General features: G+C 72.5%; 22 protein-coding genes. 11 read left to right on the top strand and 11 right to left on the bottom strand.

All coding sequences use genetic code 11. The features are described from left to right. The first annotated feature begins 28 nt into the window (after positions 1 to 28). Positions 29 to 1,027, top strand: a complete 999-nt coding sequence (locus tag ACFVDM_RS28885; protein WP_383646549.1) for a TAXI family TRAP transporter solute-binding subunit — start codon at positions 29 to 31, stop codon at positions 1,025 to 1,027. 15 nt (positions 1,028 to 1,042) lie between these two features. Here ACFVDM_RS28885 and ACFVDM_RS28890 read toward each other — a convergent pair whose 3' ends face one another. Together ACFVDM_RS28890 and ACFVDM_RS28895 are read right to left on the bottom strand one after the other, a co-directional pair. Next, positions 1,043 to 2,437 (bottom strand): ATP-binding protein, encoded by a 1,395-nt coding sequence (locus ACFVDM_RS28890; protein ID WP_383646555.1) that lies wholly within the window; start codon positions 2,435 to 2,437, stop codon positions 1,043 to 1,045. A gap of 15 nt (positions 2,438 to 2,452) precedes the next feature. Continuing rightward, positions 2,453 to 3,145, bottom strand: coding sequence for a response regulator transcription factor (locus ACFVDM_RS28895; protein ID WP_383646558.1), 693 nt, complete (start codon positions 3,143 to 3,145; stop codon positions 2,453 to 2,455). Between the two features lie 327 nt (positions 3,146 to 3,472). On the opposite strand from ACFVDM_RS28895, the gene ACFVDM_RS28900 reads away from it, so the two are divergent. The 8 genes from ACFVDM_RS28900 to ACFVDM_RS28935 all read left to right on the top strand — a co-directional run bounded on the left by ACFVDM_RS28900 (position 3,473) and on the right by ACFVDM_RS28935 (position 9,794). Further along, positions 3,473 to 4,258, top strand: a complete 786-nt coding sequence (locus ACFVDM_RS28900; RefSeq protein ID WP_383646561.1) for an amino acid ABC transporter ATP-binding protein — start codon at positions 3,473 to 3,475, stop codon at positions 4,256 to 4,258. A gap of 69 nt (positions 4,259 to 4,327) precedes the next feature. After that, entirely contained in the window at positions 4,328 to 5,173 is an 846-nt protein-coding gene (locus ACFVDM_RS28905; protein ID WP_383646565.1) for a glutamate ABC transporter substrate-binding protein, read from the top strand. A gap of 74 nt (positions 5,174 to 5,247) precedes the next feature. Continuing rightward, positions 5,248 to 5,913, top strand: a complete 666-nt coding sequence (locus ACFVDM_RS28910; protein ID WP_383646668.1) for an amino acid ABC transporter permease — start codon at positions 5,248 to 5,250, stop codon at positions 5,911 to 5,913. Next, positions 5,910 to 6,800, top strand: coding sequence for an amino acid ABC transporter permease (locus ACFVDM_RS28915; RefSeq protein ID WP_383646568.1), 891 nt, complete (start codon positions 5,910 to 5,912; stop codon positions 6,798 to 6,800). Before ACFVDM_RS28910 ends, ACFVDM_RS28915 begins: the two co-directional genes overlap by 4 nt. Positions 6,801 to 7,040: 240 nt before the next feature. Further along, a complete protein-coding gene (locus ACFVDM_RS28920; protein WP_383646571.1) occupies positions 7,041 to 8,654 on the top strand; it encodes an FAD-dependent monooxygenase in 1,614 nt (537 codons plus the stop codon). Between the two features lie 32 nt (positions 8,655 to 8,686). Next, complete coding sequence (locus tag ACFVDM_RS28925; protein ID WP_311307652.1) at positions 8,687 to 8,773, top strand: putative leader peptide; 87 nt, start codon at positions 8,687 to 8,689, stop codon at positions 8,771 to 8,773. A gap of 77 nt (positions 8,774 to 8,850) precedes the next feature. Continuing rightward, positions 8,851 to 9,387, top strand: coding sequence for a cysteine dioxygenase (locus tag ACFVDM_RS28930; protein WP_383646574.1), 537 nt, complete (start codon positions 8,851 to 8,853; stop codon positions 9,385 to 9,387). Positions 9,388 to 9,419: 32 nt separating this feature from the next. After that, positions 9,420 to 9,794, top strand: a complete 375-nt coding sequence (locus ACFVDM_RS28935) for a rhodanese-like domain-containing protein (protein WP_383646577.1) — start codon at positions 9,420 to 9,422, stop codon at positions 9,792 to 9,794. A 27-nt stretch (positions 9,795 to 9,821) separates the two neighbouring features. Here the strand turns inward: ACFVDM_RS28935 and ACFVDM_RS28940 are convergent, their stop codons facing one another. Then, complete coding sequence (locus tag ACFVDM_RS28940; RefSeq protein WP_383646580.1) at positions 9,822 to 12,377, bottom strand: ABC transporter permease; 2,556 nt, start codon at positions 12,375 to 12,377, stop codon at positions 9,822 to 9,824. Then, complete coding sequence (locus ACFVDM_RS28945) at positions 12,374 to 13,126, bottom strand: ArsR/SmtB family transcription factor (RefSeq protein WP_383646583.1); 753 nt, start codon at positions 13,124 to 13,126, stop codon at positions 12,374 to 12,376. Before ACFVDM_RS28945 ends, ACFVDM_RS28940 begins: the two co-directional genes overlap by 4 nt. 333 nt (positions 13,127 to 13,459) lie before the next feature. Here ACFVDM_RS28945 and ACFVDM_RS28950 point away from each other — a divergent pair, with 333 nt between their 5' ends. Further along, positions 13,460 to 14,200 carry a hypothetical protein gene (locus tag ACFVDM_RS28950; protein ID WP_383646586.1) on the top strand — a complete coding sequence of 247 codons (741 nt, stop codon included), beginning with the start codon at positions 13,460 to 13,462 and terminating at the stop codon, positions 14,198 to 14,200. An 86-nt stretch (positions 14,201 to 14,286) separates the two neighbouring features. Here ACFVDM_RS28950 and recX read toward each other — a convergent pair whose 3' ends face one another. From recX to ACFVDM_RS28970, 4 genes are all read right to left on the bottom strand, one after another. After that, positions 14,287 to 15,033 carry a recombination regulator RecX gene (recX, locus tag ACFVDM_RS28955; RefSeq protein WP_383646589.1) on the bottom strand — a complete coding sequence of 249 codons (747 nt, stop codon included), beginning with the start codon at positions 15,031 to 15,033 and terminating at the stop codon, positions 14,287 to 14,289. Positions 15,034 to 15,037: 4 nt separating this feature from the next. After that, a complete protein-coding gene (gene recA / locus ACFVDM_RS28960; RefSeq protein WP_383646592.1) occupies positions 15,038 to 16,162 on the bottom strand; it encodes a recombinase RecA in 1,125 nt (374 codons plus the stop codon). 227 nt (positions 16,163 to 16,389) lie between these two features. Further along, entirely contained in the window at positions 16,390 to 17,646 is a 1,257-nt protein-coding gene (locus tag ACFVDM_RS28965) for an AI-2E family transporter (RefSeq protein ID WP_383646671.1), read from the bottom strand. Positions 17,647 to 17,877: 231 nt separating this feature from the next. After that, positions 17,878 to 18,072, bottom strand: coding sequence for a DUF3046 domain-containing protein (locus ACFVDM_RS28970; RefSeq protein WP_383646597.1), 195 nt, complete (start codon positions 18,070 to 18,072; stop codon positions 17,878 to 17,880). 79 nt (positions 18,073 to 18,151) lie between these two features. Between ACFVDM_RS28970 and ACFVDM_RS28975 the strand changes: the two genes are divergently transcribed. Next, positions 18,152 to 19,066 (top strand): hypothetical protein, encoded by a 915-nt coding sequence (locus ACFVDM_RS28975; RefSeq protein ID WP_383646599.1) that lies wholly within the window; start codon positions 18,152 to 18,154, stop codon positions 19,064 to 19,066. A gap of 34 nt (positions 19,067 to 19,100) precedes the next feature. Here ACFVDM_RS28975 and ACFVDM_RS28980 read toward each other — a convergent pair whose 3' ends face one another. From ACFVDM_RS28980 to ACFVDM_RS28990, 3 genes are read right to left on the bottom strand one after another with little or no spacing between them, the layout of a single operon-like run. Beyond that, a complete protein-coding gene (locus ACFVDM_RS28980) occupies positions 19,101 to 19,406 on the bottom strand; it encodes an AzlD domain-containing protein (RefSeq protein ID WP_383646602.1) in 306 nt (101 codons plus the stop codon). Beyond that, positions 19,403 to 20,203: an AzlC family ABC transporter permease gene (locus ACFVDM_RS28985; RefSeq protein WP_383646605.1), complete on the bottom strand. Its 801-nt coding sequence runs from the start codon at positions 20,201 to 20,203 to the stop codon at positions 19,403 to 19,405. The genes ACFVDM_RS28980 and ACFVDM_RS28985 overlap by 4 nt, the downstream gene beginning before the upstream one ends. Before the next feature lie 10 nt (positions 20,204 to 20,213). Continuing rightward, positions 20,214 to 21,077 (bottom strand): AraC family ligand binding domain-containing protein, encoded by an 864-nt coding sequence (locus ACFVDM_RS28990; RefSeq protein WP_383646607.1) that lies wholly within the window; start codon positions 21,075 to 21,077, stop codon positions 20,214 to 20,216. Positions 21,078 to 21,112 lie beyond the last annotated feature (35 nt).

Genomic DNA, 21,112 nt, shown 5'->3' on the forward strand with positions numbered 1-21,112 from the left:
CCGGGACGGACCTGGCAGGATCGCCGCCATGCTCCCGGCGCTCTCCCGAACGGTCCGGCGGCGCTCGCTGCGGGCGGGCGCCGTCCTCGCCGTCGTGCTCGGACTGCTGCTGTGGTGGCTGCTGCCCCTGGGGGAACCGGCTCCGACGGGCTCGCTGACCTTCAGCACCGGGGTGCGCAGCGGTGTCTACCAGCGCTACGGCGAGCGGCTCAGGGGCGCCCTGGACAAGGATCTGCCGAACGTCTCCATACACCTGCAGACCAGTGAGGGCTCGCAGCAGAACATCGCCCGGGTGGCGACGGGCCGGGCGGACTTCACCATCGCGACCACCGACGCGCTCGCCACGTACCTCCGGGACCGCAAGCCCGGTTTCGAGCGGCTGCGCGGCTGTGTACGGCTGTACGACGACTACATCCAGCTCGTCGTGAAGCGCGGCTCGGACATCGGCAAGGTCGCCGATCTGCGGGGCCGGACCGTCGCGGTCGGGCAGCCGGGCTCGGGGGTGCGGCTGGTCGCGGACCGGATCATGACGGCGGCCGGGCTGGACCCGGTCGAGGACGTGACGGCGGTGCCGGCCGGGATCGACACCATGCCGAAGCTGCTGGAGGACGGCCGGCTGGACGCCTTCTTCTGGTCGGGCGGGCTGCCCACCAGTGCGGTGGCCGATCTCGCGGCCCGCTTCCCGATCCGGTTGGTGCCCCTGGAGGAGGCGCTCGTCAAGCGGCTCCAGGCGGCCGGCGGCTCGACGCGGTACTACCGCTCCGCCGTGATGCCCGCCGACGCCTACCTCAACGCCCAGCAGGGCCAGGCCGTCCCCACGGTCGCGGTGGCCAATGTGCTGGTGACCACCGACCGCACGGACCCGGCGATGACGGAGGCGTTCACCCGTACCGTGATCGACAGCCGGGATCGGATCGGCCGCGAGGTGCACGCCGCGCAGTTGGTGGACCTGCGGACGGCGATCTACACCGATCCGCTGCCGCTGCACGAGGGGGCCAAGCGGTACTACCGCTCGGTCAAGCCCTGACGGGCCGGGGTCTGCTCAGCCCCGGGGGTCGTCGCGGGGCACCGAGACGGTCACGCACAACCCGTGCGGGGTGTTGCGGGAGCAGGACAGCGTGCCGCCGCCCGCGGCGAGCAGCGCCTTGGAGATGGAGAGGCCGAGGCCGGAGCCGCTGATGTTCTGGTGCTGGGAGCTGCGCCAGAACCGGTCGCCGATGCGTTCCATCTCCTGGTCGGTGAGGCCGGGGCCGTGGTCCGCGACGACGACGGTGGCATGGGCGCCGGCCACGGCGACGGAGACCCGGACCTCCTCGTCCGCCGGGGTGAACTTGAGCGCGTTGTCGATGACGGCGTCGAGCGCGCTGGACAGGGCGACGGGGTCGGCCCAGGCGGTGACGGCCGGCAGGTCGTCCGCCCGGAGCCGTACGCCCTTCTCCTCGGCCACCGGCCGCCACGAGGCGACGCGCTCCGCGGTCAGCGCGCCGATGTCGGTGAGGCGCAGATCGGCGTCGGCGTGCTCGGCGAGCGCCAGATCGAGCAGGTCGTCGAGGACCTGGCCGAGGCGCTTGCCCTCGGTGCGCACGGAGGCGATCTCCTCGTTGCCCTCGGGCAGTTCGAGGGCGAGCAGCTCGATGCGCAGGAGCAGCGCGGCCAGCGGGTTGCGCAACTGGTGCGAGGCGTCGGCGACGAAGGCGCGCTGCTGCTCCAGCACGTCCTCCACGTTGTCGGCCATCTCGTTGAACGAGCGGGCCAGGCGCCGGAGTTCCGGCGGTCCGCCGGAGGCCGCGACCCTGGAGCGCATCCTTCCGCTGGCGATGTCGTGGGCGGCGGCGTCCAGGGTCCGTACGGGCAGCAGGACCCAGCCGGTGAGGCGGTTCGCCGCGCCGAGCGCGACCAGCATGGCGACCACCTCGCCGGCGGCGATCAGCAGCCAGCCGCGGAGCGTGCCGGAGCGCATTTCCCCGGTGGGCGAGTCGATGACGACGACGGCGATCACGTCGCCGTCCCGGACGACGGGCGAGGCCACGACGACACGTCCGTCCTGCCAGGGCCAGACCTGCGGCGGATCGTGGCTGCGCCGGCCGAGCAGCGCCTCCTTGAAGGCCTGGCGGCCCTCGCCCTCGGCGGGCAGCGCCCAGGCGGCGGGGGCCTTGGCCATCGCGGTGTCGTCGCGGTAGAAGACACCGGCGCGGATGCCGTACACCCCGGCGTAGGTCTCCAGTTCGATCTGGAGCGTGCGGCGCCGCTCGTCGTAGCCGGTGGTGCGCTCGGTGATGAACTGGGCGAGCGCCGCGAAGCGTGCCGTGTCGTCGATCCGGTCGATGACGACGCGCTGCTGCTGCGCCGCCGCCACGCTCACCGCCAGCGGGAAGCCGAGCGCCAGCAGGACGCTCGCCATGAGGACGATGAGCAGCGGGAGCAGCCGGGTGCGCAACGGGAACGGTCGCCTCTACGCGGACGGGGCGACGAGCCGGTAACCGACACCGCGCACCGTCTCGATCAGGGCGGGCAGCCGCAGCTTGGAGCGCAGTGAGGCAACGTGCACCTCCAGCGTGCGCCCCGTACCCTCCCAGCTGGTGCGCCACACCTCGCTGATGATCTGCTCGCGGCGGAACACCACCCCGGGCCGCTGGGCGAGCAGGGCCAGCAGATCGAACTCCTTGCGGGTGAGCTGCACTTCGCTGCCGTCCACGCTGACCCTGCGGGTCGGCAGCTCGATGTGCACATGGCCCAGGCGCAGCGCGGCGAGCGGGGTGGGCGCGGTGTCCTCGCCGGCCGTCTTGCGGCGGCTGACCGCGTGGATGCGCGCGAGGAGCTCACCGGTGTCGTACGGCTTGGTGACGTAGTCGTCGGCGCCGAGGTTGAGGCCGTGGATCCGGGAGCGGACGTCGGCCCGCGCGGTCACCATGATCACGGGCACGGAGCTGCGCTTGCGGATCTTCCCGCACACCTCGTAGCCGTCCTGGTCGGGCAGTCCCAGGTCCAGGAGGACGACGCCGAAGGGCTCGGTGTCGGTGGGCAGGAGCGCCTGGAGGGCCTCCTCGCCGCTGCGGGCGTGCACCACCCGGAAGCCGTGCCGGGCGAGGATCGCGGACAGGGCGGCGGCCACGTGGTTGTCGTCCTCGACGAGCAGCAGTCTCATGGGCCCCCCTCTCCGAAGGCGTGGTCTCGGTGTGCCGTGTACGGTCGCGTACGCCTCTGGTCACTTCCCCGTATCGGGGCGTTTCACGTCAGGGTGTACCAGGGCATCCACTCCGATGAGCGGTGGGCCAGTCAAGGGCCCGCCCGTTGCATCCGGGTTTCCGTTATGCACCCGGTACGCCCCGGGGGTTCCACGGGTCGTCCCGTTCACGCATAGTGTCCGGTTGCCGCCGGATCGTTATGCTCAATTTCCGCTCAGATGTAATGACGCTGGTCGCACTGCGTCACTAAGGTCCTTGCCAACCGAGGAGGACGGAGCAAGAAGCCGATGAGCGGAGTTTCAGTGACCAAGGGCGTCGAGGACGCTGCACCCGCGGCCGGCGACCTGGTGGTGCTGAGCAACGTCAACAAGCACTTCGGCGCGCTGCATGTGCTCCAGGACATCGACCTGACGATCGCCCGCGGCGAGGTCGTGGTCGTCATCGGGCCGTCCGGGTCCGGGAAGTCCACGCTGTGCCGCACGATCAACCGCTTGGAGACGATCGACTCGGGCGCGATCACGATCGACGGGAAGCCGTTGCCCCAGGAGGGCAAGGAGCTGGCGCGGCTGCGCGCCGACGTCGGCATGGTCTTCCAGTCGTTCAATCTCTTCGCGCACAAGACGGTGCTGGAGAACGTGACGCTCGGCCAGCTCAAGGTCCGCAAGGCGGACAAGAAGGCGGCCGAGGAGAAGGCGCGCGCGCTGCTCGACCGGGTGGGCGTCGGCGCCCAGGCCGACAAGTACCCCTCCCAGCTCTCCGGCGGCCAGCAGCAACGCGTGGCGATCGCACGGGCGTTGGCGATGGACCCCAAGGTCATGCTCTTCGACGAGCCGACCTCCGCGCTCGACCCGGAGATGATCAACGAGGTGCTGGAGGTCATGCAGCAGCTCGCCCGGGAAGGCATGACCATGGTCGTGGTCACGCACGAGATGGGTTTCGCCCGGTCCGCCGCGAACCGTGTGGTCTTCATGGCGGACGGGAAGATCGTCGAAGAAGCCACGCCGGACCAGTTCTTCAGCAATCCGCGCAGTGACCGCGCCAAGGACTTCCTGTCGAAGATCCTGCACCACTGACGAGGCTTCGGCACCGGTCCCACGGACCGGCTGATCACTCACATCGCGTCAACCCTAGGGAATTTCACCATGCAGCTTCGTAAGGTCACCGCCGCCTCGGCCGCCGTGCTCGCGCTCGCCCTGACCGCCACCGCCTGCGGTTCCGACGACAAGAAGGACGACTCGTCCGGTTCGGGCGGCGGCGGGAAGATCACGATCGGCATCAAGATCGACCAGCCCGGTCTCGGTCTGAAGACGCCGGACGGCAAGTACACCGGTTTCGACGTCGACGTCGCCACGTACGTCGCCAAGGAGCTCGGCTACGCCGCCGACAAGATCGAGTTCAAGGAGACGAAGAGCGCCGACCGCGAGACGGCGATCTCGCGCGGTGACGTCAAGTTCATCGTCGCCTCCTACTCGATCAACGACGAGCGTCTTCAGAAGGTCGACTTCGCGGGCCCGTACCTCCTCGCCCACCAGGACATCCTGGTCCGCGCGGACGACAACTCGTTCAAGTCGCCGTCCGACCTGAACAACAAGAAGCTCTGCTCGGTCACCGGCTCGACCTCGGCGAAGAACGTCCACGACAAGCTGGCCCCGAAGGCGCAGCTCCAGGAGTTCGGCGGCTACTCGGAGTGCCTGACCGGCCTGGAGAACAAGGTCGTCGACGCCCTGACCACGGACGACAGCATCCTGGCCGGTTACGCCTCGCAGGACGCCAACAAGGGCAAGTTCAAGCTGGCCGGCTTCAAGATGACCAACGAGAACTACGGCATCGGTCTGAAGAAGGGCGACGCCGACCTCAAGAAGAAGATCAACGACGCGCTGACCAAGATGGTCTCGGACGGCTCGTGGAAGAAGGCCGTGGACGCCAACTTCGGTCCGGCCGGCTACAAGAACGAGGAAGCGCCGAAGATCGGCAACGTCGTCAAGTGAAGCAGGGCTGACCGGGCGCGCCGCCGCTGACGGCGGCGCGCCGTGCCCTCCTACACGTGGAAGCACGGGAGATCGTGTTCGACTTTCTTGAAGGTTATGACCTGTTGGGGGCCTTCTGGGTGACGGTGAAGCTCACCGTCTACTCCGCCCTCGGCTCCCTCATATGGGGAACGCTGCTGGCCGGCATGAAGGTCAGCCCGGTCCCCCTGATGCGCGGCTTCGCCACCGGCTACGTCAACGTCGTCCGGAACACCCCGCTGACCGTGATCATCATCTTCGCATCGCTGGGCCTGAACCAGACGCTGGGTGTGAACCTCGGGGCCAGTGACTTCACCGCCATCAACTTCCGGCTCGCGGTGCTCGCCCTGGCGGCCTACACGGCCTCCTTCGTCTGCGAGGCCCTGCGGTCCGGCATCAACACCGTGCCGGTCGGCCAGGCCGAGGCGGCTCGGGCCCTCGGCCTGACGTTCACGCAGGTGCTGCGGCTGATCATCCTTCCGCAGGCGTTCCGTTCCGTCGTCAACCCGCTCTCGAACGTGCTGATCGCGCTGACGAAGAACACCACGGTCGCCTCGGCGATCGGTGTGGCGGAGGCCTCGTACCTGATGAAGGGCATGATCGAGGCGGAGGCCCAACTGCTGCTGATCGCGGGCGTCTTCGCCTTCGGCTTCATCGTTCTGACCCTCCCGACCGGCCTCCTCCTCGGCTGGGTGAGCAAGAAGGTGGCGGTGAAGCGATGAGTTCCGTCCTCTACGACGCCCAGGGCCCCCGCGCCAAGCGGCGGAACATCCTCTACACGGTCCTCTTCCTGGTCGCCGCGGCGGCCGTGGTGTGGTGGGTGTACGACGGCCTCAACTCGAAGCACCAGCTCGACTGGGTCAAGTGGAAGCCGTTCTTCACCAGTCCCCAGCCCTGGGAAACGTACATCTGGCCCGGCCTGGAGAACACGCTGAAGGCCGCGTTCTACGCGCTGCTCATCGCGCTGCCGCTGGGCGCCCTGTTCGGGATCGGCCGGCTGTCGGACCACCGGTGGGTGCGGATCCCGGCCGGGGTGGTCGTGGAGTTCTTCCGCGCGATCCCGGTGCTGATCCTGATGATCATCGCGAACGCGGTGTACTCCGAGTACACGGACATCAGCACGGACACCCGCCCGCTGTACGCCGTCATCACCGGGCTGGTGCTCTACAACGCCTCGGTGCTCGCGGAGATCGTGCGGACCGGCATCGAGACCCTGCCGCGCGGCCAGACGGACGCGGCCAAGGCGATCGGCATGCGCAAGGGCCAGATCATGGTCTTCGTGCTGCTGCCGCAGGCGGTCACCGCCATGCTGCCTGCGATCGTCAGCCAGCTCGTGGTCATCGTGAAGGACACCGCGCTGGGTGGCGCCATGATGACGTTCCCCGAACTGCTGGCCTCCGTCCGGCCGATGTCGGCGAACTACGGCGCGAACACCATCGCCTGCTTCACCGTCATCGCGCTGATCTACATCGCGCTGAACTTCTCCCTCACCTCGTTCGCGAGCTGGCTGGAGCGCTGGCTCCGGCAGCGGAAGAAGAGCGGGGGCAAGGGGGGCGCACCGACGACGGCCGGTGAGCCGGTGCTGCTCATGGACTCGAACGAGAACTGACGCCGCGTCGGCGGACGTCGCACGAGGGGCAGGGGCACGCACGCCCCTGCCCCTCGCCGCGTCCGGGTGTCACTTGACGCACGCACCGGCAGTAGGTTGCATACGTTCTGTGATCGCGCACCGAGCTCCCGCCGCCGCATCCCCGTCGACACCGCCCCCCGCCCGGGGGGCCGTCACGGCCCCTTCGCTCCGTACGTGCGCCACCCCGCGTCCGGCCACGGGTGACCCGGAGGCCGCGCCGTGGACCCGGTGATCGTCGTCGGTGCCGGGCCGGTCGGCCTGGTGCTGTCGCTGGCACTCGCGGCCCAGGGGGTTCCCTCGGTGCTCCTCGACGAGGACCCGGAACGCGAGGAGATCCGTCCGGCCCGCACCGTCGTGCTGCGCGAGGACACCGCCGACCTGGTGGAACGGCTCGGCTGCAAGTCGCTCCAGGACGAGGGGCTGCGCTGGTCGGGCTGGCGGTCGCTGCGCCGCGGCCAGGTGATGCGCCAGCTGGCACTCGGCACGGGCTCCCCGGACGGCGGGATGCCGGTCGCCCCGGTCCATGTGCCCCAGCACGCGCTGGTCCGCGGGCTGCGGGCTGCGGTCGCCGCGCACGAGCTGGTCCGAACGGCCGGAGCCAGCCGGATCGACACCCTGGAGCAGGACCGGGACGGTGTCACGGTGCACACCCGGGAGCCGGGTTCGACCTGGTGGCGCGGGAGTTATCTGGTGGGCTGCGACGGCGCCCGGTCCACCGTGCGCAAGCTCCTGGAAATCCGGTTCCCCGGGCGTACGGCGGTGGAGCGACAGGCCGTGGCCGCGCTGCGCACCGAACTGCCGTGGCCCGGCGAGGCCGTCCTGCACCGCTCGCCGCCGTGGCGCACCGGGGGCGCCGAGGTCACCGCGCGGCCGCTGCCCGACGGGGTCTGGCGGCTGGACTGGCTGCTTCCGCCGCGCGGCGAGCTGGTCACCCCGGACGCCCTGGTCACCCGGGTCAGGGACACCCTGGCCGGCTGGTGCGGCGAGACGCCGCCGTACGAACTGCTGGACACCGGGGTCCACACGCTGCACCACCGGCTCGCGCTGCGCTGGCGGGTGAAGCGGGCCTTCCTGGCGGGGGACGCGGCACATCTACTGGGGGCGCTGGGCACCCAGGGGCTCGACGAGGGGCTGCGCGACGCGGAGAACCTGGCGTGGAAGCTCGCGGTGGCCTGGCACCAGGGCGCCTCGGACGCGCTGCTCGACAGCTACCAGTCCGAACGGCGGGCCGCGGTGGCCGCACGGCTGCGCGCGGCCGACCAGTCGCTGCCGATACTGCGGGGCGGCGGCGGGCTGCGGACCCTCGTCCCGGGGAGCGCACGGGGGCACGACACGCTGCTCACCGACGGACATCTGGGCTGTGGCCCCCTTGGTGCGCCCCCTTCCTACTCCCATTCCCCCCTTGCGCCCCCGCGCGCGGAGGCGCACGTCCCCGTCGGTACGCCCCCCGGTGCGCCGGTGGCCGATGTGCGGGTGACGGCACCGGACGGAACGCGCGTACGGCTCCGGGAACGGCTGGGGCAGGGGAGGTTCCTGGTGGTGCTGGTGGCTCCGGGGACCGGGGTGTGGGACCGGCGGCACTGGATGCGGGCCGGGGTGATGCCCCGGCTCGTCGAGACGGTGGACGGGCTGCCGGTGCCCGCCGAGGTCTTGGTCGCCGAGGAGTACCCGGCCGCCTCCGCGCACACCGTGCTGCTGGTCAGACCCGACGGCCATCTCGTCGCGGCGTTCGGCGGAGTCCGGCCGGCGGAGCTCCTCGCCGCGGTGGACGCGGCGCGCGGCGGACCGCTCACGCCCTCCGTACGCTCCGACCGGACCGCAGACATCAATTGACCCCCGCGGGCGCACATGGTCTACTCCCGGTCATGACCGACACCGATGTGCGCCTGTGGCGGAGGGTCCATATGGACCTGCTCCGTTACGCGGGCTGCGTGTGTCGCCCGTCCTGCTGATTCGCCCTTCCCCGCTCCGCCGCCGCCTTTCACGGCGCACGGCCGGGGCACCCTCGCGAACTCCCAGGACGGTTCCCGTGTCTGCTCCGCTCTCCCCCGTCCCCGTGCGTCCGCCCGTGACCGGCCCGGACGCCGCACAGTTGCTCGACTTCGTCCGCCGCACCGCCGCGGACACCGCGCTCGTCGCCTCGCTCCCCCTCGACCCCGAGGGCCGCACCTGGATCCGGCTGGACGGACCCGGGGGCAGTGAGGCCTGGCTGATCGGCTGGCCGCCCGGGACCGGGACCGGCTGGCACGACCACGCCGACTCCAGGGGCGCCTTCCTCACCGCCGCCGGCACCCTGCGGGAGCACTCGCTCGCGGCCCGGCTGCCCACCGACGGCTGGAAGACCCTGGAACTGTCCGAGGGCATCGACCGCACCCGCGAACTGACGGCCGGCCAGGGGCGGGCCTTCGGCCGCCACCATGTGCACGAGGTGCTGAACGAGTCGGCCACGGAGCACGCCGTCTCCGTCCACGCGTACTATCCGCCGCTGCCACGGATCCGGCGCTACAGCCGCACGGGCGCGGTGCTCCGGCTCGAACAGACCGAGATCCCCGAGGACTGGCAGTGAGTGCCGCGCGGCACCGGAACGGAGACGGACCGATGGGCATCGACGCGCTGCTGGAACGAGTGCGGGCCGGTTACGAACGGCTCGGCCCGCACGAGGCCAGGGCCGCCGCCGACCGGGGCGCCCTCCTCGTGGACATCCGTTACGCCGCGCTGCGCGAGCGGGACGGCCTGATCCCGGGCGCCCTGGTGGTCGAGCGGAACGAACTGGAGTGGCGGCTCGACCCCGACGGGAGCCATCGCGTGCCGGAGGCCGTGGACCACGGGATCCGGGTCGTGGTGATCTGCAACGAGGGGTACGCGTCCAGCCTCGCCGCCGAATCCCTGCACCGGCTCGGGCTGCACCGGGCCACGGATCTGATCGGTGGCTTCCAGGCATGGCGCGCGGCGGGGCTCCCGGTCGAGGAATGACCGGGAGCCCCGCCGGGGGTGCGGTGTTCAGCGGCTGGCGACGGCATCCACCGCCAGGCCCTTCAGCGCCATCCGGCCGGGCAGCGCGGTGGCGATCAGTGCCAGCAGGGCGGCGGCGCCGATCACGGTCGCGTAGACGGCAGGGACCACGGAGGGGGCCGCTCCGCCGGTCATGCCGACGCTGAAGGCGGTGAGGACGGCGAGCGCGATGGCGGAGCCGAGGGCCGTGGCGACGGTCAGGACCGACAGCGCCTCGGTGCGCAGCATCCGCAGCACCTGGCGGCGGGTCGCCCCGGCCAGCCTCAGGAGGGCGAACTCCCGGAACCGCTCGGAGACCGACATGGCCAGCGTGTTGACGACGGCGATGGCGGTGAACGCCAGGACGAGTCCCATGGCCAGCAGGTTGATCCCGGCGTTCTCCTGCTGGCGGTCGGCCTGGAGCCGGTCGGCGGTCGCGGGGGTGACGACGGCGACCCCGGGGAACTTCTTCAGCGCGGCCGTCAGTTCGGTCCGGCCGGCGTCCCCGGCGACCAGGACGGTCGCGGCCAGCGGGTTGTCCATGTGCGCGGCGAGCAGGTCGTGCGGGAGCGTGAGGTCGCCGAAGCCGAGGCCGCGCCGGTAGACGGCGGCGACCTCGAGCGTGGCCGGGGTGCCGTCGCCCAGGTGGAGCGCGAGATCGCTGCCGGGGCGCAGGCCGAGGCGGTCGGCGGCCAGTTCGCTGACGGCGACGGAGCGGGGGTTACGGCTGAAGGCGTCGACGGACCCGCCCGTGACCTCGGGGTCCCAGGTGCGGGAGAGCCCTTCGGGGGTGACGCCCTGGGCCTGGTACTTCTCCAGTCCGACGCGCAGGGTGGTGCGGACGACCTCGGTCGCGGCGGTGACGCCGGGGGTGGTCCGCACGGCCTCGGCGGCGGCCGACGGGACGCCGGGGCCCTGCGCACCGAGCACCCAGGTGGCCCGGGTGCCCTCCCGGGCCTGGGCCAGGGCGGCGTCTCCCAGGGTGGGCTGGACGAACAGCACCGTGCAGGTCATGGCGATGAGCAGGGTGAGCGGGGTGACGACGGAGGCCATCCGGGCGGAGTTCCCGCGGATGTTCGCGGCGGCCAGCGCCCCGGTGTGACCGGTCGCCCGGAGCAGCCCGCCCAGCAGGAAGGCGGCGGTCCGGACCAGGAACGGACCGAGCAGGGACACGGCCGCGGCCAGGACCACCACGGCGAGGAAGGTGACGGGGGTCGACGCGGCCTCGGTGTGCAGGATGCTCAGGACGCCGACGAGTGTCCCGCCGCCGGCCAGGAGGAGCAGTCCGGCGAGGGTCCGGCCGCGGGCCGGGCGGCGGCGCTCGACGGCGGACTCGGCCATGGCCTGGGCCGGCCGGAGGCGGGCGATGCGGCGGCCGGAGATCCGGGCGGCGGCCCAGGCGCCGAAGAGGGTGACGGCCACGGCCGCGAGGGCGGGCAGGATTCCGGCCGACCGCTCCAGGGTCCGCGGCACGACACCGCCGTCGACGAACCTGCCGTGCAGCCATCCAGCGAGCGGCAGTCCGGCGAGGGCGCCCAGCACGCCGGCGACGGCCCCGACGACCAGCGCCTCGCGGCCGAGCAGGCCGCGGATCTGGCGCGAGGTGGCGGCGACCGAGCGGAGCAGGGCCAGCTCGCGGTGGCGCTGCTGGACGGAGAGCGCGAAGGTTCCGACGACGACGAGCACCGCGACCAGGAGCGAGGTGCCACCCATCGCCCCGCCCATGGACACCAGCTTGATCCGGGCGCCCGCGGCGTCCAGGAACTCGACCGGGCCCCGGTCGTCTCCCGTGGAGACCTGGGCGGTGGTGCCCTTGAGTGCGTCCGTGACCCGCCGCTTCAGATCGGCCGTGTCCGTGCCCGCCGTGGGCAGGACGCCGAGTGCGGAGACCTGGCCGGGGCGGGCGGCGAGGCGCCGGGCCTCGGCCGCGGAGAAGAACAGGGAGGTCTGCCGGCTCAGCTCGGCACCGCCCGTGGGGGCGGCGATTCCGCTGACGCGGTAGGTACGCGGGGACTGTGTGGACTGCACGGTGATCCGGTCCCCGGTCGTGAGTCCGGCCCGCCCGGCGAAGTCCCGGTCGATCACGATGTCGCCGTCGCCCGCCGGGGCACGGCCGGAGGTCAGGGCGAAGGGAGTAAGCCGGGCGGATTCCCAGGCGTGCCCGTACGTGGAGCGGTCGTCGTCCTCGGCCTCCGCGGCCGGCCCCAGGGGCTCGGCCAGGAAGGTCAGTTCGGGAACGACCGCGCGCACCCCTTCCAGACCCCGGATCCGAGCCGCGGTGGCGGCCGGCAGCCAGGCCCGTTCGGCGACCGCCTTGGCCTTGTGCTTGACCTTCGTCTTCCCGTTGCCCTTGTGCTTCACGGTGGTGCGGTGCACGTTCTGGTCGGCGGAGACGACCAGCGGGGTCGCCGCGTAGCGTTCGGTCGCGATCCGGCCGCGCAGACCGGTCTCCAGCAGGGTGCCACAGGCGGTGACGAGGGCGGCGGCGCACATGAGGGCCAGCAGCGCGCCGAGGAACCCCCCTTTGCGGTGGCGGATCGTCCGCAGGGCGTAGCGCAGCATCATGATGCGTCCGTCTCTCTTCCGTCGTTGTCGTCCGTGGAGACGCCTCGGGCGTCCGGTAACGCGTGGGGGTGGGGCGCGGATCCGTGGTGGGGCTCGGCCTCGCCGGCCGGTGGTACGGCCCCGGTGGGCGGCGGCGGACCGTCGGCGGGTTCGGGGAAGGCGAGCAGCCGGGTGTGGACGGTGCGGGCGCCCGGCGGGATCTCCCCCTCGGGGCGCTTGTAGCGGTTCATCAGGGCGATGTACTCCTCGAAGAACTCCCTGACCTCGGGGAGCGTGAGCCGCAGCGCACCGCGCGAGTACGCGTGGGCGTCGGCCCAGTCGTCGGTGCCGGCGCCGTCCGCCGCCGCGCCGCTCTCCCGCTGGAGCCCCTCGAAGAGTTCGAGGTCGGCGGCGTACGCGTGGTGGTTCAGCTCCTCCATGACGGCCCGCATCCCCGGGGTGCGCCGGGACGGCGGCGGGAACCGGAGGTCGCCGGGAACCGCCCGCCACCACCGGGCCCGGCGCGCGGCCGGGCCGGTCGTCGTTTCCGAGCGCGGTGCCTCGGCACCGGTCACGAAGCCGTACCGCGCCAGTTCGCGCAGGTGGTAGCTGGTGGCGCCGGTGTTCAGGCCCAGGGCGCGGGCCAGGATCGCGGAGGTCGCGGGGCCGTGCAGCGTGAGGTGCTGGAGGATCTGCTGGCGTCGCGGCTGGGCGAGGGCCTTCAGGGCCGCCAGCTCACTGATCTCGGTACCACCGGGCTTCTCTGGCATGCCCCACACACTGCCGTGTGCACAGATGTCTGTGCACTGGAGTGCTCCGGCGTCTGCGTACGGGGGTTATCCCCCGCATGCCGCTCCTCCGCGCCGCACCCCCGAGCGCCCCGGAGCCCCGGTCCGGCCGGCCCCGGGCTCTGCTGCCTCCCCCGCCCCGATCCCCGGAACGCGTCATGACACACCCGTATGGCCTCGCTCCGGTGGAACCGGCGGCGAACCGGACGGACATTCGCCTCAACGCCGGGGACCGCACCGGGCCGGGGCCGCCACGCGCCGCCGGCCGCACCGGGCCGATTCCCACCGGACCGCTACGACGGGGAGCCCGCACCCATGCCGACCACCGCCCTCACCCCCGAGGACCTCGACGCCCAGGCCGCCCGCCTCCATGACACGGAGGCCTGGCAGCGGGTCGTCACCGGCTGGGACGAGGTCTCCGTTCCCGCCCCCGCCCACCCCTCCCCCGCCGGCTCCGGCCCCCTCCGCCCCGAGCCCCCGCACCCGGCACCGGCCGAGCCCGGTCCCCCGAGTCACGGGGCCCCGTGCCCGCCCCCGCACCCCGCCGCCTCCCAGGGCACCTCGGCATCCCCGGTCTCGCCGGAGGGCTGGCGGTCCCTGCTGTCCGTGCCCGTGGAGCAGCTCGTCGCCGACGCTGAACGCGCCCTGCCCCCCGCTGTTCCGCCCGCACGCCCCCTGCCCGGACGGCTCGGCGCGATGCTGCCCGACCGGCTGCACAGCTGGCGGCGGATCGGTCGGCCGGACGTACCGCCCTCGGTCCACCTCGCCCACGCCCGGCGCATCCTCACCGAATGGGGCTGGCAGAACACCCCCTACCGGCTCCGCAACGCGCGGGGGGCCCGCTGCATCTGCGGGGCCATGCTCACCGCCCACCGCCTCGGCCACGGCTCGGCGCACACCGTCGACCGGGCCGGTGCCTGGATGATCGCCGAACTCCGCGCCCAGGGGTGGACCGGGCTCATCGGCCCGTGGAACCGTCACCCCGATCGCACGGCCGCCGACGCGCTCGCCCTGATCGACGCCACCATCGCCCGCGCGGCCCGCGCGGGTCAGTAGCCCCGCGAGCCACCGCTCCGGCACCGGTCCCACGCCCCCCGGGCGCCCGGTCTACCCCCGTTGTACCCCCGCGATCTCCCCGTCCGTCAGAACGGCTCGTCCAGCCCCTCGGTGTCCTCGCCCTCTTCCTCCAGTGCCCTGCGCACCACCCGCAGGGCCATGCCCTCCCCGTATCCCTTGCGGGCGAGCATGCCCGCAAGGCGGCGCAGACGCCTGTCCCGGTCCAGCCCCCGTGTGGACCGGAGCTTGCGTGCGACCAGCTCCCGGGCCGTCTCCTCCTCCTGCTCGGAGTCGAGCCGTCCCACGGCCTCGTCGATCAGGGCCGCGTCCACCCCCTTGGTCCGCAGCTCGCGCACCAGCGCGCGCCGCGCCAGCCCCCGTCCGTGGTGCCGGGACTCCACCCAGGCCCCGGCGAACGCGGCGTCGTCGATCAGCCCCACGTCCTCGAAGCGCGACAGCACCTCCTCGGCCGCCTCGTCCGGGATCTCCCGTTTGCGCAGCGCGTCCGCGAGCTGCTTGCGGGTGCGCGGGGTCCCGGTGAGCAGGCGCAGGCAGATCGCTCGCGCCTGCTCGACCGGATCGCGCGGCTCCCCCTGCTCGGCCCTCGACGAGGAGGGGGAGCCGCTGTCTCTGGACCGGGAGCGGGCACGGCGTCCCGCTCCCTCACCGAACCCGGCCCCCGGACCCGTCCCCCTGCCGCGGCGGGCCCGTGGAGCCTGCTCGCGGGCGGGGCCGGGCTCGCCGTCGGATCCGTACGGATGTCCGTCGGCGGACGCGGGGCCGTTGCCCCGGCCGGGTTCGGCGCTCTCCGGCCACTCCGTGCGACGCGTCACCGGGTCAGCTCTTGGCCGCCGCCGTCTTGGCCGGCTTGGCCTTGCCGGTCGTGGCCGCCGCGGTCTTCGCCGCACCGTCGGCCGGGGCCGCCGCTGCCGCGTCCGCGGCGGGCGCCGCGGGGTCCGCGTCGGGCCGGACGCCGACGCCCAGCTTCTCCAGGATCTTCTTCTCGATCTCGTTGGCGAGATCGGGGTTGTCCTTGAGGAAGTTGCGCGCGTTCTCCTTGCCCTGGCCGAGCTGGTCGCCCTCGTAGGTGTACCAGGCACCGGCCTTGCGGACGAAGCCGTGCTCCACACCCATGTCGATCAGGCCGCCCTCGCGGCTGATGCCCTGGCCGTAGAGGATGTCGAACTCGGCCTGCTTGAAGGGCGGCGAGACCTTGTTCTTCACGACCTTGACGCGGGTGCGGTTGCCGACCGCTTCGGTGCCGTCCTTGAGCGTCTCGATCCGGCGGATGTCGAGGCGCACCGAGGCGTAGAACTTCAGCGCGCGACCACCGGTGGTGGTCTCCGGCGAGCCGAACATCACACCGATCTTCTCGCGGAGCTGGTTGATGAAGATCGCGGTGGTCTTGGACTGGTTGAGCGCGCTGGTGATCTTCCGGAGCGCCTGGCTCATGAGGCGGGCCTGGAGACCCACGTGCGAGTCACCCATCTCGCCCTCGATCTCCGCACGCGGGACGAGGGCCGCCACGGAGTCGATGACGATCAGGTCGAGCGCGCCCGAGCGGACGAGCATGTCCACGATTTCGAGGGCCTGCTCACCGTTGTCCGGCTGGGAGAGGATGAGGCTGTCGATGTCGACGCCGAGCTTCTTCGCGTACTCCGGGTCGAGCGCGTGCTCCGCGTCGATGAAGGCCACCGAGCCGCCCAGGCGCTGCGCGTTCGCCACGGCGTGGAGTGTCAGGGTCGTCTTGCCGGAGGACTCCGGTCCGTACACCTCCACCACGCGGCCGCGCGGCAGCCCGCCGACGCCGAGCGCGACGTCGAGCGCGGTGGACCCGGTGGGAATCACCTCGATGGGCTCGTTCGGCCGCTCGCCGAGGCGCATCACCGCGCCCTTGCCGAATTGCCGTTCAATCTGTGCGAGTGCGGCGTCCAGCGCCTTCTCGCGGTCGGTTCCTGCCATGGGTTCCACCCGATTTGCTTGAGTCGATCGCTTCACGTCAAAGACGCTAACCCCTGCCACTGACAATGGGCCTCGACGTCCTCCCGGCCTGTGGACAACTCCACGGTCGGGCCCGGGAAATCCCGGCCGGAATCCCATGAGAATGGATGTTCGATTTTGGTGTCAAGCGCACCACGCCGCGCCGGGTCGCCCCCAGCGTAACGCCGTAAACCCGGACGTTCCGGGCGTCAGGAGCCGGTACCCGGCCCCACCGGGCCGTCACCGTCGCCGGCTCTCCGGCTGTTCCCACTGCTCCCACCGTCACCGCTGCCCCGGCCGTCCGCGCCGTCGGGACCATCCCCGTCGTCGGAACCGTCGGTGCGGCCCTCCGGCTCCGGCGTGTGCCAGAGCCGGCGCAGTCGCACGGCCAGGGGTTCGCCGCGGCGCCACTGGTGACGGCCCTGCACGCGGGGGTCGTCCGTGACGTCGTACCGCTTCACATAGGCCCCGAGGAAGGCCTGCAGCGTGGCCACGGCCGGGATCGCGATCAGCGCGCCGACCGCGCCCATGAGCGCCGTGCCGGCGATGACCGACCCGAAGGCGACGGCCGGATGGATGTCGACGGTCCGCGAGGTCAGCTTGGGCTGGAGCATGTAGTTCTCGAACTGCTGGTACACCACGACGAAGCCCAGCACCCACAACGCGTACCAGGGGTCGACGGTGAACGCGATCAGCATCGGCAGGGCGCCCGCCAGATACGTACCGATGGTGGGGATGAACTGCGAGACGAGGCCGACCCAGACCGCGAGCGCCGGGGCGTAGGGCACGCCGAGGGCCAGCAGCAGGATGTAGTGGGCGATCCCGGAGACCAGCGCCATCAGTCCGCGCGAGTAGAGGTAGCCGCCGGTCTTGTCGACCGCGATCTCCCAGGCGCGCAGCACCTCGGCCTGGCGGGCGGGCGGCAGCACGGAGCACAGCGCGCGGCGCAGCCGGGGCCCGTCCGCGGCGAAGTAGAACGAGAACAGGAAGATCGTCAGCAGCCGGAACAGCCCACCGAGGACGGTCGTGGACACGTCGAGCACACCGGTCGCGCTGTTCTGGACGTACTTCTGGAGCCAGTCGGAGTGCAGCAGGCTGTCCTGCACCTCGACGCGCGAGAGCTCCGTGTGGAAGGTCTGGTTGATCCAGTTGATCACCGAGTCGAGGTACTTCGGGAAGTCCTCGACCATGTCGACGATCTGGCCGGCCAGCATCGAGCCGAGCAGGACGACGAAGCCCGCGCTCGCTATCAGCACAGCGAGGAAGACGAGGAAGGTGGCGAAGCCGCGGCGCATGCCGCGCGCGGACATCCGGCTCACGGCGGGTTCGATGGCGAGCGCCAGGAAGAAGGCGATCAGCACATTGATCAGCAGCCCGATGAGCTGGTCGAACGCCCAGCTGCCGAGCCGGAAGCAGGCGTAGAGGGCCAGCGCGAGCACCATGGCGCGCGGCAGCCAGGCGGGCATGCGGGCGCGCCCGGGGCCGGGCGCGGGGACCGGTGGCGCGGCCGGCGGGACGGGCGGGCCGAGGGGCGTCTGGGTCTGAGCTGTCTCGTCTGTCGGTGCCACGGAGCAAGTCTCGCCTACCGCCGCGGCACTCCGGCGCGCACCCCGGTGGGAGCTGTGCCACGCTCCCGTGGCGGCCGGCTCCCGGACCCGGGCGGAGGACCGCGCGCCGGGCCGGGCGGCGGCGGTGCGTCAGCGCTTGTCGGCGGGGACGTCCATGGCCGTGCAGACCGCGCGCCAGACGTCCTTGGCCTCCCAGCCCGCGTCCAGCGCCTGGCGGACCGTACGTCCGCCGAGTTCGGCCATCACGTGGTCGCTCGCGAAGGAGTCGGCGTACCCGGCGCCGAAGTGGTCGGCCATCCGTTCCCAGAAAATCGTCAACCGCATGCCTTCAGTATCCCGCTCCTGAGAGTGCAGCCGGGCCGCCCGGCCCTTCCGAGAGCGCTTACCGCCCTACGGTCGGTCCATGGCTGGAACCGGAACAAGTCCCCTCGCCCGCGCCGAGCAGTTCATCTGGCTCACGGCCCGTGTCCTCGAACAGCGGCGGTTCGCCCACCATTTCCTGGGCGGAAGCGCGGACGCCGTGGAAACGGCGCTCGCCGCCTATCTCAACGAGGACGGCGGGTACGGGCACGCACTCGAACCCGATCTGCGCGGCCCCGTGAGTCAGCCGCTGCACACCGCGCACGCGCTGAGCGTCCTCGATTCCATCGACCGCTGCGGCGGGCCGCGGGTGGAACGCGTCTGCCGCTATCTGACGGAGGTGTCGACCAAGGAGGGCGCGTTACCCGCACTGCTTCCCTCGCAGCGCGGCTACCCGGCCGCCCCGTTCATCCCCGTCGTCGACGATCCCCCGGCTGAGCTGCTGGCCACCGGGCCGGTCGTCGGGCTGCTGCACCGCAATTCGGTGTGGCACGCCTGGCTCTTCCGGGCCACGGACTTCTGCTGGGCGGCCGTCGACGCCCTGGAGGTGTCGCACCCCTACGAGATCGAGGCCGCGGTCGCCTTTCTCGACGGTGCGCCGGACCGGGCGCGGGCCGAGGCGGCCGCGGACCGGCTCGGCCGGCTGGTGCGCGACCAGCGGCTCGTCGTGCTGGATCCGGAGCAGCGCGCCGACTACCCGGTCGCGCCGGGGTACGCGCCGGGCGAGCAGCACTTTCCGTACGACTACGCCCGCGCGCCCGAGTCGCTCGCGCGCCGGTGGTTCACGGACACCGAGACGGAACGCGCGCTGGACCATCTGGCGGCCGAGCAGCAGCCGGACGGCGGCTGGCCGGTGACCTGGCGGCAGTGGGCCCCGGGAACCGCTCTGGAGGGGCGCCCCCTGGTCACGCTCCGGGCGCTGCACACGCTGCGGGCGTACGGACGCGGTCTGGACTGACGCGGGGCCGCGCCCGCACGGCCGTGGGCGCGGCCTATCCGAGGGCGCGCACTCCGGCGGTCACCACCACGGCCACGCCCACGACGACGAGGAAGGGTGCGCGCAGCACCAGGGCGACCGCCGCCGCCGCGAGTCCCGCTCCCCGGGCGTCGACGACCAGGTGCGTTCCCGCGCCGAAGGTCTGCTGGGCGGTGAGGGCGGCCAGCAGGGCCACGGGCAGGAGGGCGGCGAGGCGCTGCACGAGCGGCCGTTCCAGCGCCCCGGCGGGCACCAGCAGGCCGAGGAGCTTGGCGAGGTAGCAGCCGACGGCGGTCAGCGCGATCGCGATCCAGACGTTCATCGGTGGCCCTCCGTCGCCGTGTCCGCGGGCGCCGTACGGCTCCGTCCCGTGCCTCCGCGTCCCGTGCCTCCGCCGCGTCCGCCCAGGAAGAGGACGAGGGGCGCGGCAAGGGCGGACAGCAGGACGGGAACGCCTCCGGGCAGAACCGGGAGCAGGCCGAGCGCGAGCAGGACGGCGAGCGCGGCCGTGACGCGTTCCGTGGTGCTCCGCAGCATCGGGGCGAGCAGGGCGAGGAAGACGGCGGGGCCCGCCGCGTCCAGTCCCCAGGCGGCGGTGTCGCCGAGCGCCTCGGCGCCCAGGGCACCGGCGAGCGTGGTGAGGTTCCACAGCACGTAGAGGGTGAGCCCGGTGACGGTGAAGCCGATCCGGGCGGCCCTGCGGGTGGGCTGGGACAGTGTCACGGCGGTCGTCTCGTCGATGACCCACTGGGCGGCGAGGGGGCGCACGGAGCGCGGGAGCGCGAGGAGCTGGGACAGCCGCAGCCCGTAGAACGAATTGCGTACGCCGAGGAAGAAGGCGCCGGCCGCCGCCGTGTACGGGTTGCCTCCGGCGGCGAGGGCGCCGACCAGGGCGAACTGGGAGGCGCCGGTGAAGACGAGGAGGCTGAGCGCGCAGGTCTGCAGCAGGCTGAGTCCGGATCCGGCGGAGGTGACGCCGAAGGCGAAACCGGAGAGGCCGACGGCCACGCCGACGCCGAGGGCGTCGCGTACGACGGCCGCGTCGGGCTTGTCTCCGGCGAGAGGTGTCGCGCCGGCCGGTCCGGCTGCGTCGTGCGGGGGTGCTGTCTGTTCTGCCACGCCCGGCACGCTACCCGCGCTCGTCCGGTCCGGTCTTGTACGTTCTTGCGCGTTCGCGCTGGTAGGCGCCGGGTGGCACTCCCACGATCCGGGTGAAGTGACGGTTGAGATGGGGCTGGTCGGTGAAGCCGACGGCGGCCGCCGCGGTGGCGGGCGGGGCGCCCGCGTCGAGCAGCCTGCGCGCCCGGCGTACGCGGGCGTCCGTGAGCCAGGTGTGCGGGGGCATCCCGTACTCCTTCTTGAAGGCGCGCGACAGGGCGAAAGGGCTGGTGCCGAGTTGACGGGCCAGGGCCTCCAGGGTCGGCGGCCGGGCCATCCGTTCCTCCAGGACCGCGCGTGCGCGCGCCGCGTCCCGGGCACCCGCCGCCGCGGTGGTGACGGCGGGCAGGGTGCCGCCGTACCGGGTGAGCAGGCGGGTGACCAGGACCCGCAGCACACTGTCGGCGGCCAGTGCGTTTCCCTCCTCGGCGGCCCGGTGGACCTCGCGGACGAGCCGGGCCGCGTACGGATCGGTCACGCTGGTCTCGCCGAAGCCGACGGTGCCGCGCAGACCCGTCACCTCGGCCGCGAGGGTGTCGATCACGTGCGCGGAGGGGTAGAGCGTGGAGTAGACCCAGCCCTCGGGGACGCCGGCCCTGGCGGTGTGCGGCACCTCGGGGTTGATCATGACGACGGTGCCGGGGCCCGCGTGGACCGTTCCGCCGGGCAGGGCGACGTCCTCGATGCCCTGGGTGACCGCTCCGATGACATAGCCCTCGTGGCTGTGGCGCGGGAAGGCGTGCCGGACGTAGCGGGCCCTGAGCAGGTCGAGGCCGGGCAGCTCGGCGTACTGCCAGTGCCGCGCCCACTCCGTCGTTCCCCTTGCCTCGGCCATGCCCCGATTCTCGCAGTCCGGTCCGGGCCGGGGCG

Origin of the sequence: Streptomyces sp. NPDC057682 (assembly GCF_042799575.1) — a bacterium.
In the GTDB taxonomy this organism is placed as follows: domain Bacteria; phylum Actinomycetota; class Actinomycetes; order Streptomycetales; family Streptomycetaceae; genus Streptomyces.

Coding starts and splice junctions, on each gene's coding strand:
- ACFVDM_RS28885 (WP_383646549.1), top strand. CDS start 29: ATGCTCCCGGCGCTCTCCCGAACGGTCCGGCGGCGCTCGCTGCGGGCG.
- ACFVDM_RS28895 (WP_383646558.1), bottom strand. CDS start 3,145: ATGAGACTGCTGCTCGTCGAGGACGACAACCACGTGGCCGCCGCCCTG.
- ACFVDM_RS28900 (WP_383646561.1), top strand. CDS start 3,473: ATGAGCGGAGTTTCAGTGACCAAGGGCGTCGAGGACGCTGCACCCGCG.
- ACFVDM_RS28905 (WP_383646565.1), top strand. CDS start 4,328: ATGCAGCTTCGTAAGGTCACCGCCGCCTCGGCCGCCGTGCTCGCGCTC.
- ACFVDM_RS28915 (WP_383646568.1), top strand. CDS start 5,910: ATGAGTTCCGTCCTCTACGACGCCCAGGGCCCCCGCGCCAAGCGGCGG.
- ACFVDM_RS28925 (WP_311307652.1), top strand. CDS start 8,687: ATGACCGACACCGATGTGCGCCTGTGGCGGAGGGTCCATATGGACCTG.
- ACFVDM_RS28935 (WP_383646577.1), top strand. CDS start 9,420: ATGGGCATCGACGCGCTGCTGGAACGAGTGCGGGCCGGTTACGAACGG.
- ACFVDM_RS28940 (WP_383646580.1), bottom strand. CDS start 12,377: ATGATGCTGCGCTACGCCCTGCGGACGATCCGCCACCGCAAAGGGGGG.
- ACFVDM_RS28945 (WP_383646583.1), bottom strand. CDS start 13,126: ATGCCAGAGAAGCCCGGTGGTACCGAGATCAGTGAGCTGGCGGCCCTG.
- ACFVDM_RS28950 (WP_383646586.1), top strand. CDS start 13,460: ATGCCGACCACCGCCCTCACCCCCGAGGACCTCGACGCCCAGGCCGCC.
- recA (WP_383646592.1), bottom strand. CDS start 16,162: ATGGCAGGAACCGACCGCGAGAAGGCGCTGGACGCCGCACTCGCACAG.
- ACFVDM_RS28965 (WP_383646671.1), bottom strand. CDS start 17,646: ATGCCCGCCTGGCTGCCGCGCGCCATGGTGCTCGCGCTGGCCCTCTAC.
- ACFVDM_RS28970 (WP_383646597.1), bottom strand. CDS start 18,072: ATGCGGTTGACGATTTTCTGGGAACGGATGGCCGACCACTTCGGCGCC.
- ACFVDM_RS28975 (WP_383646599.1), top strand. CDS start 18,152: ATGGCTGGAACCGGAACAAGTCCCCTCGCCCGCGCCGAGCAGTTCATC.
- ACFVDM_RS28980 (WP_383646602.1), bottom strand. CDS start 19,406: ATGAACGTCTGGATCGCGATCGCGCTGACCGCCGTCGGCTGCTACCTC.
- ACFVDM_RS28990 (WP_383646607.1), bottom strand. CDS start 21,077: ATGGCCGAGGCAAGGGGAACGACGGAGTGGGCGCGGCACTGGCAGTAC.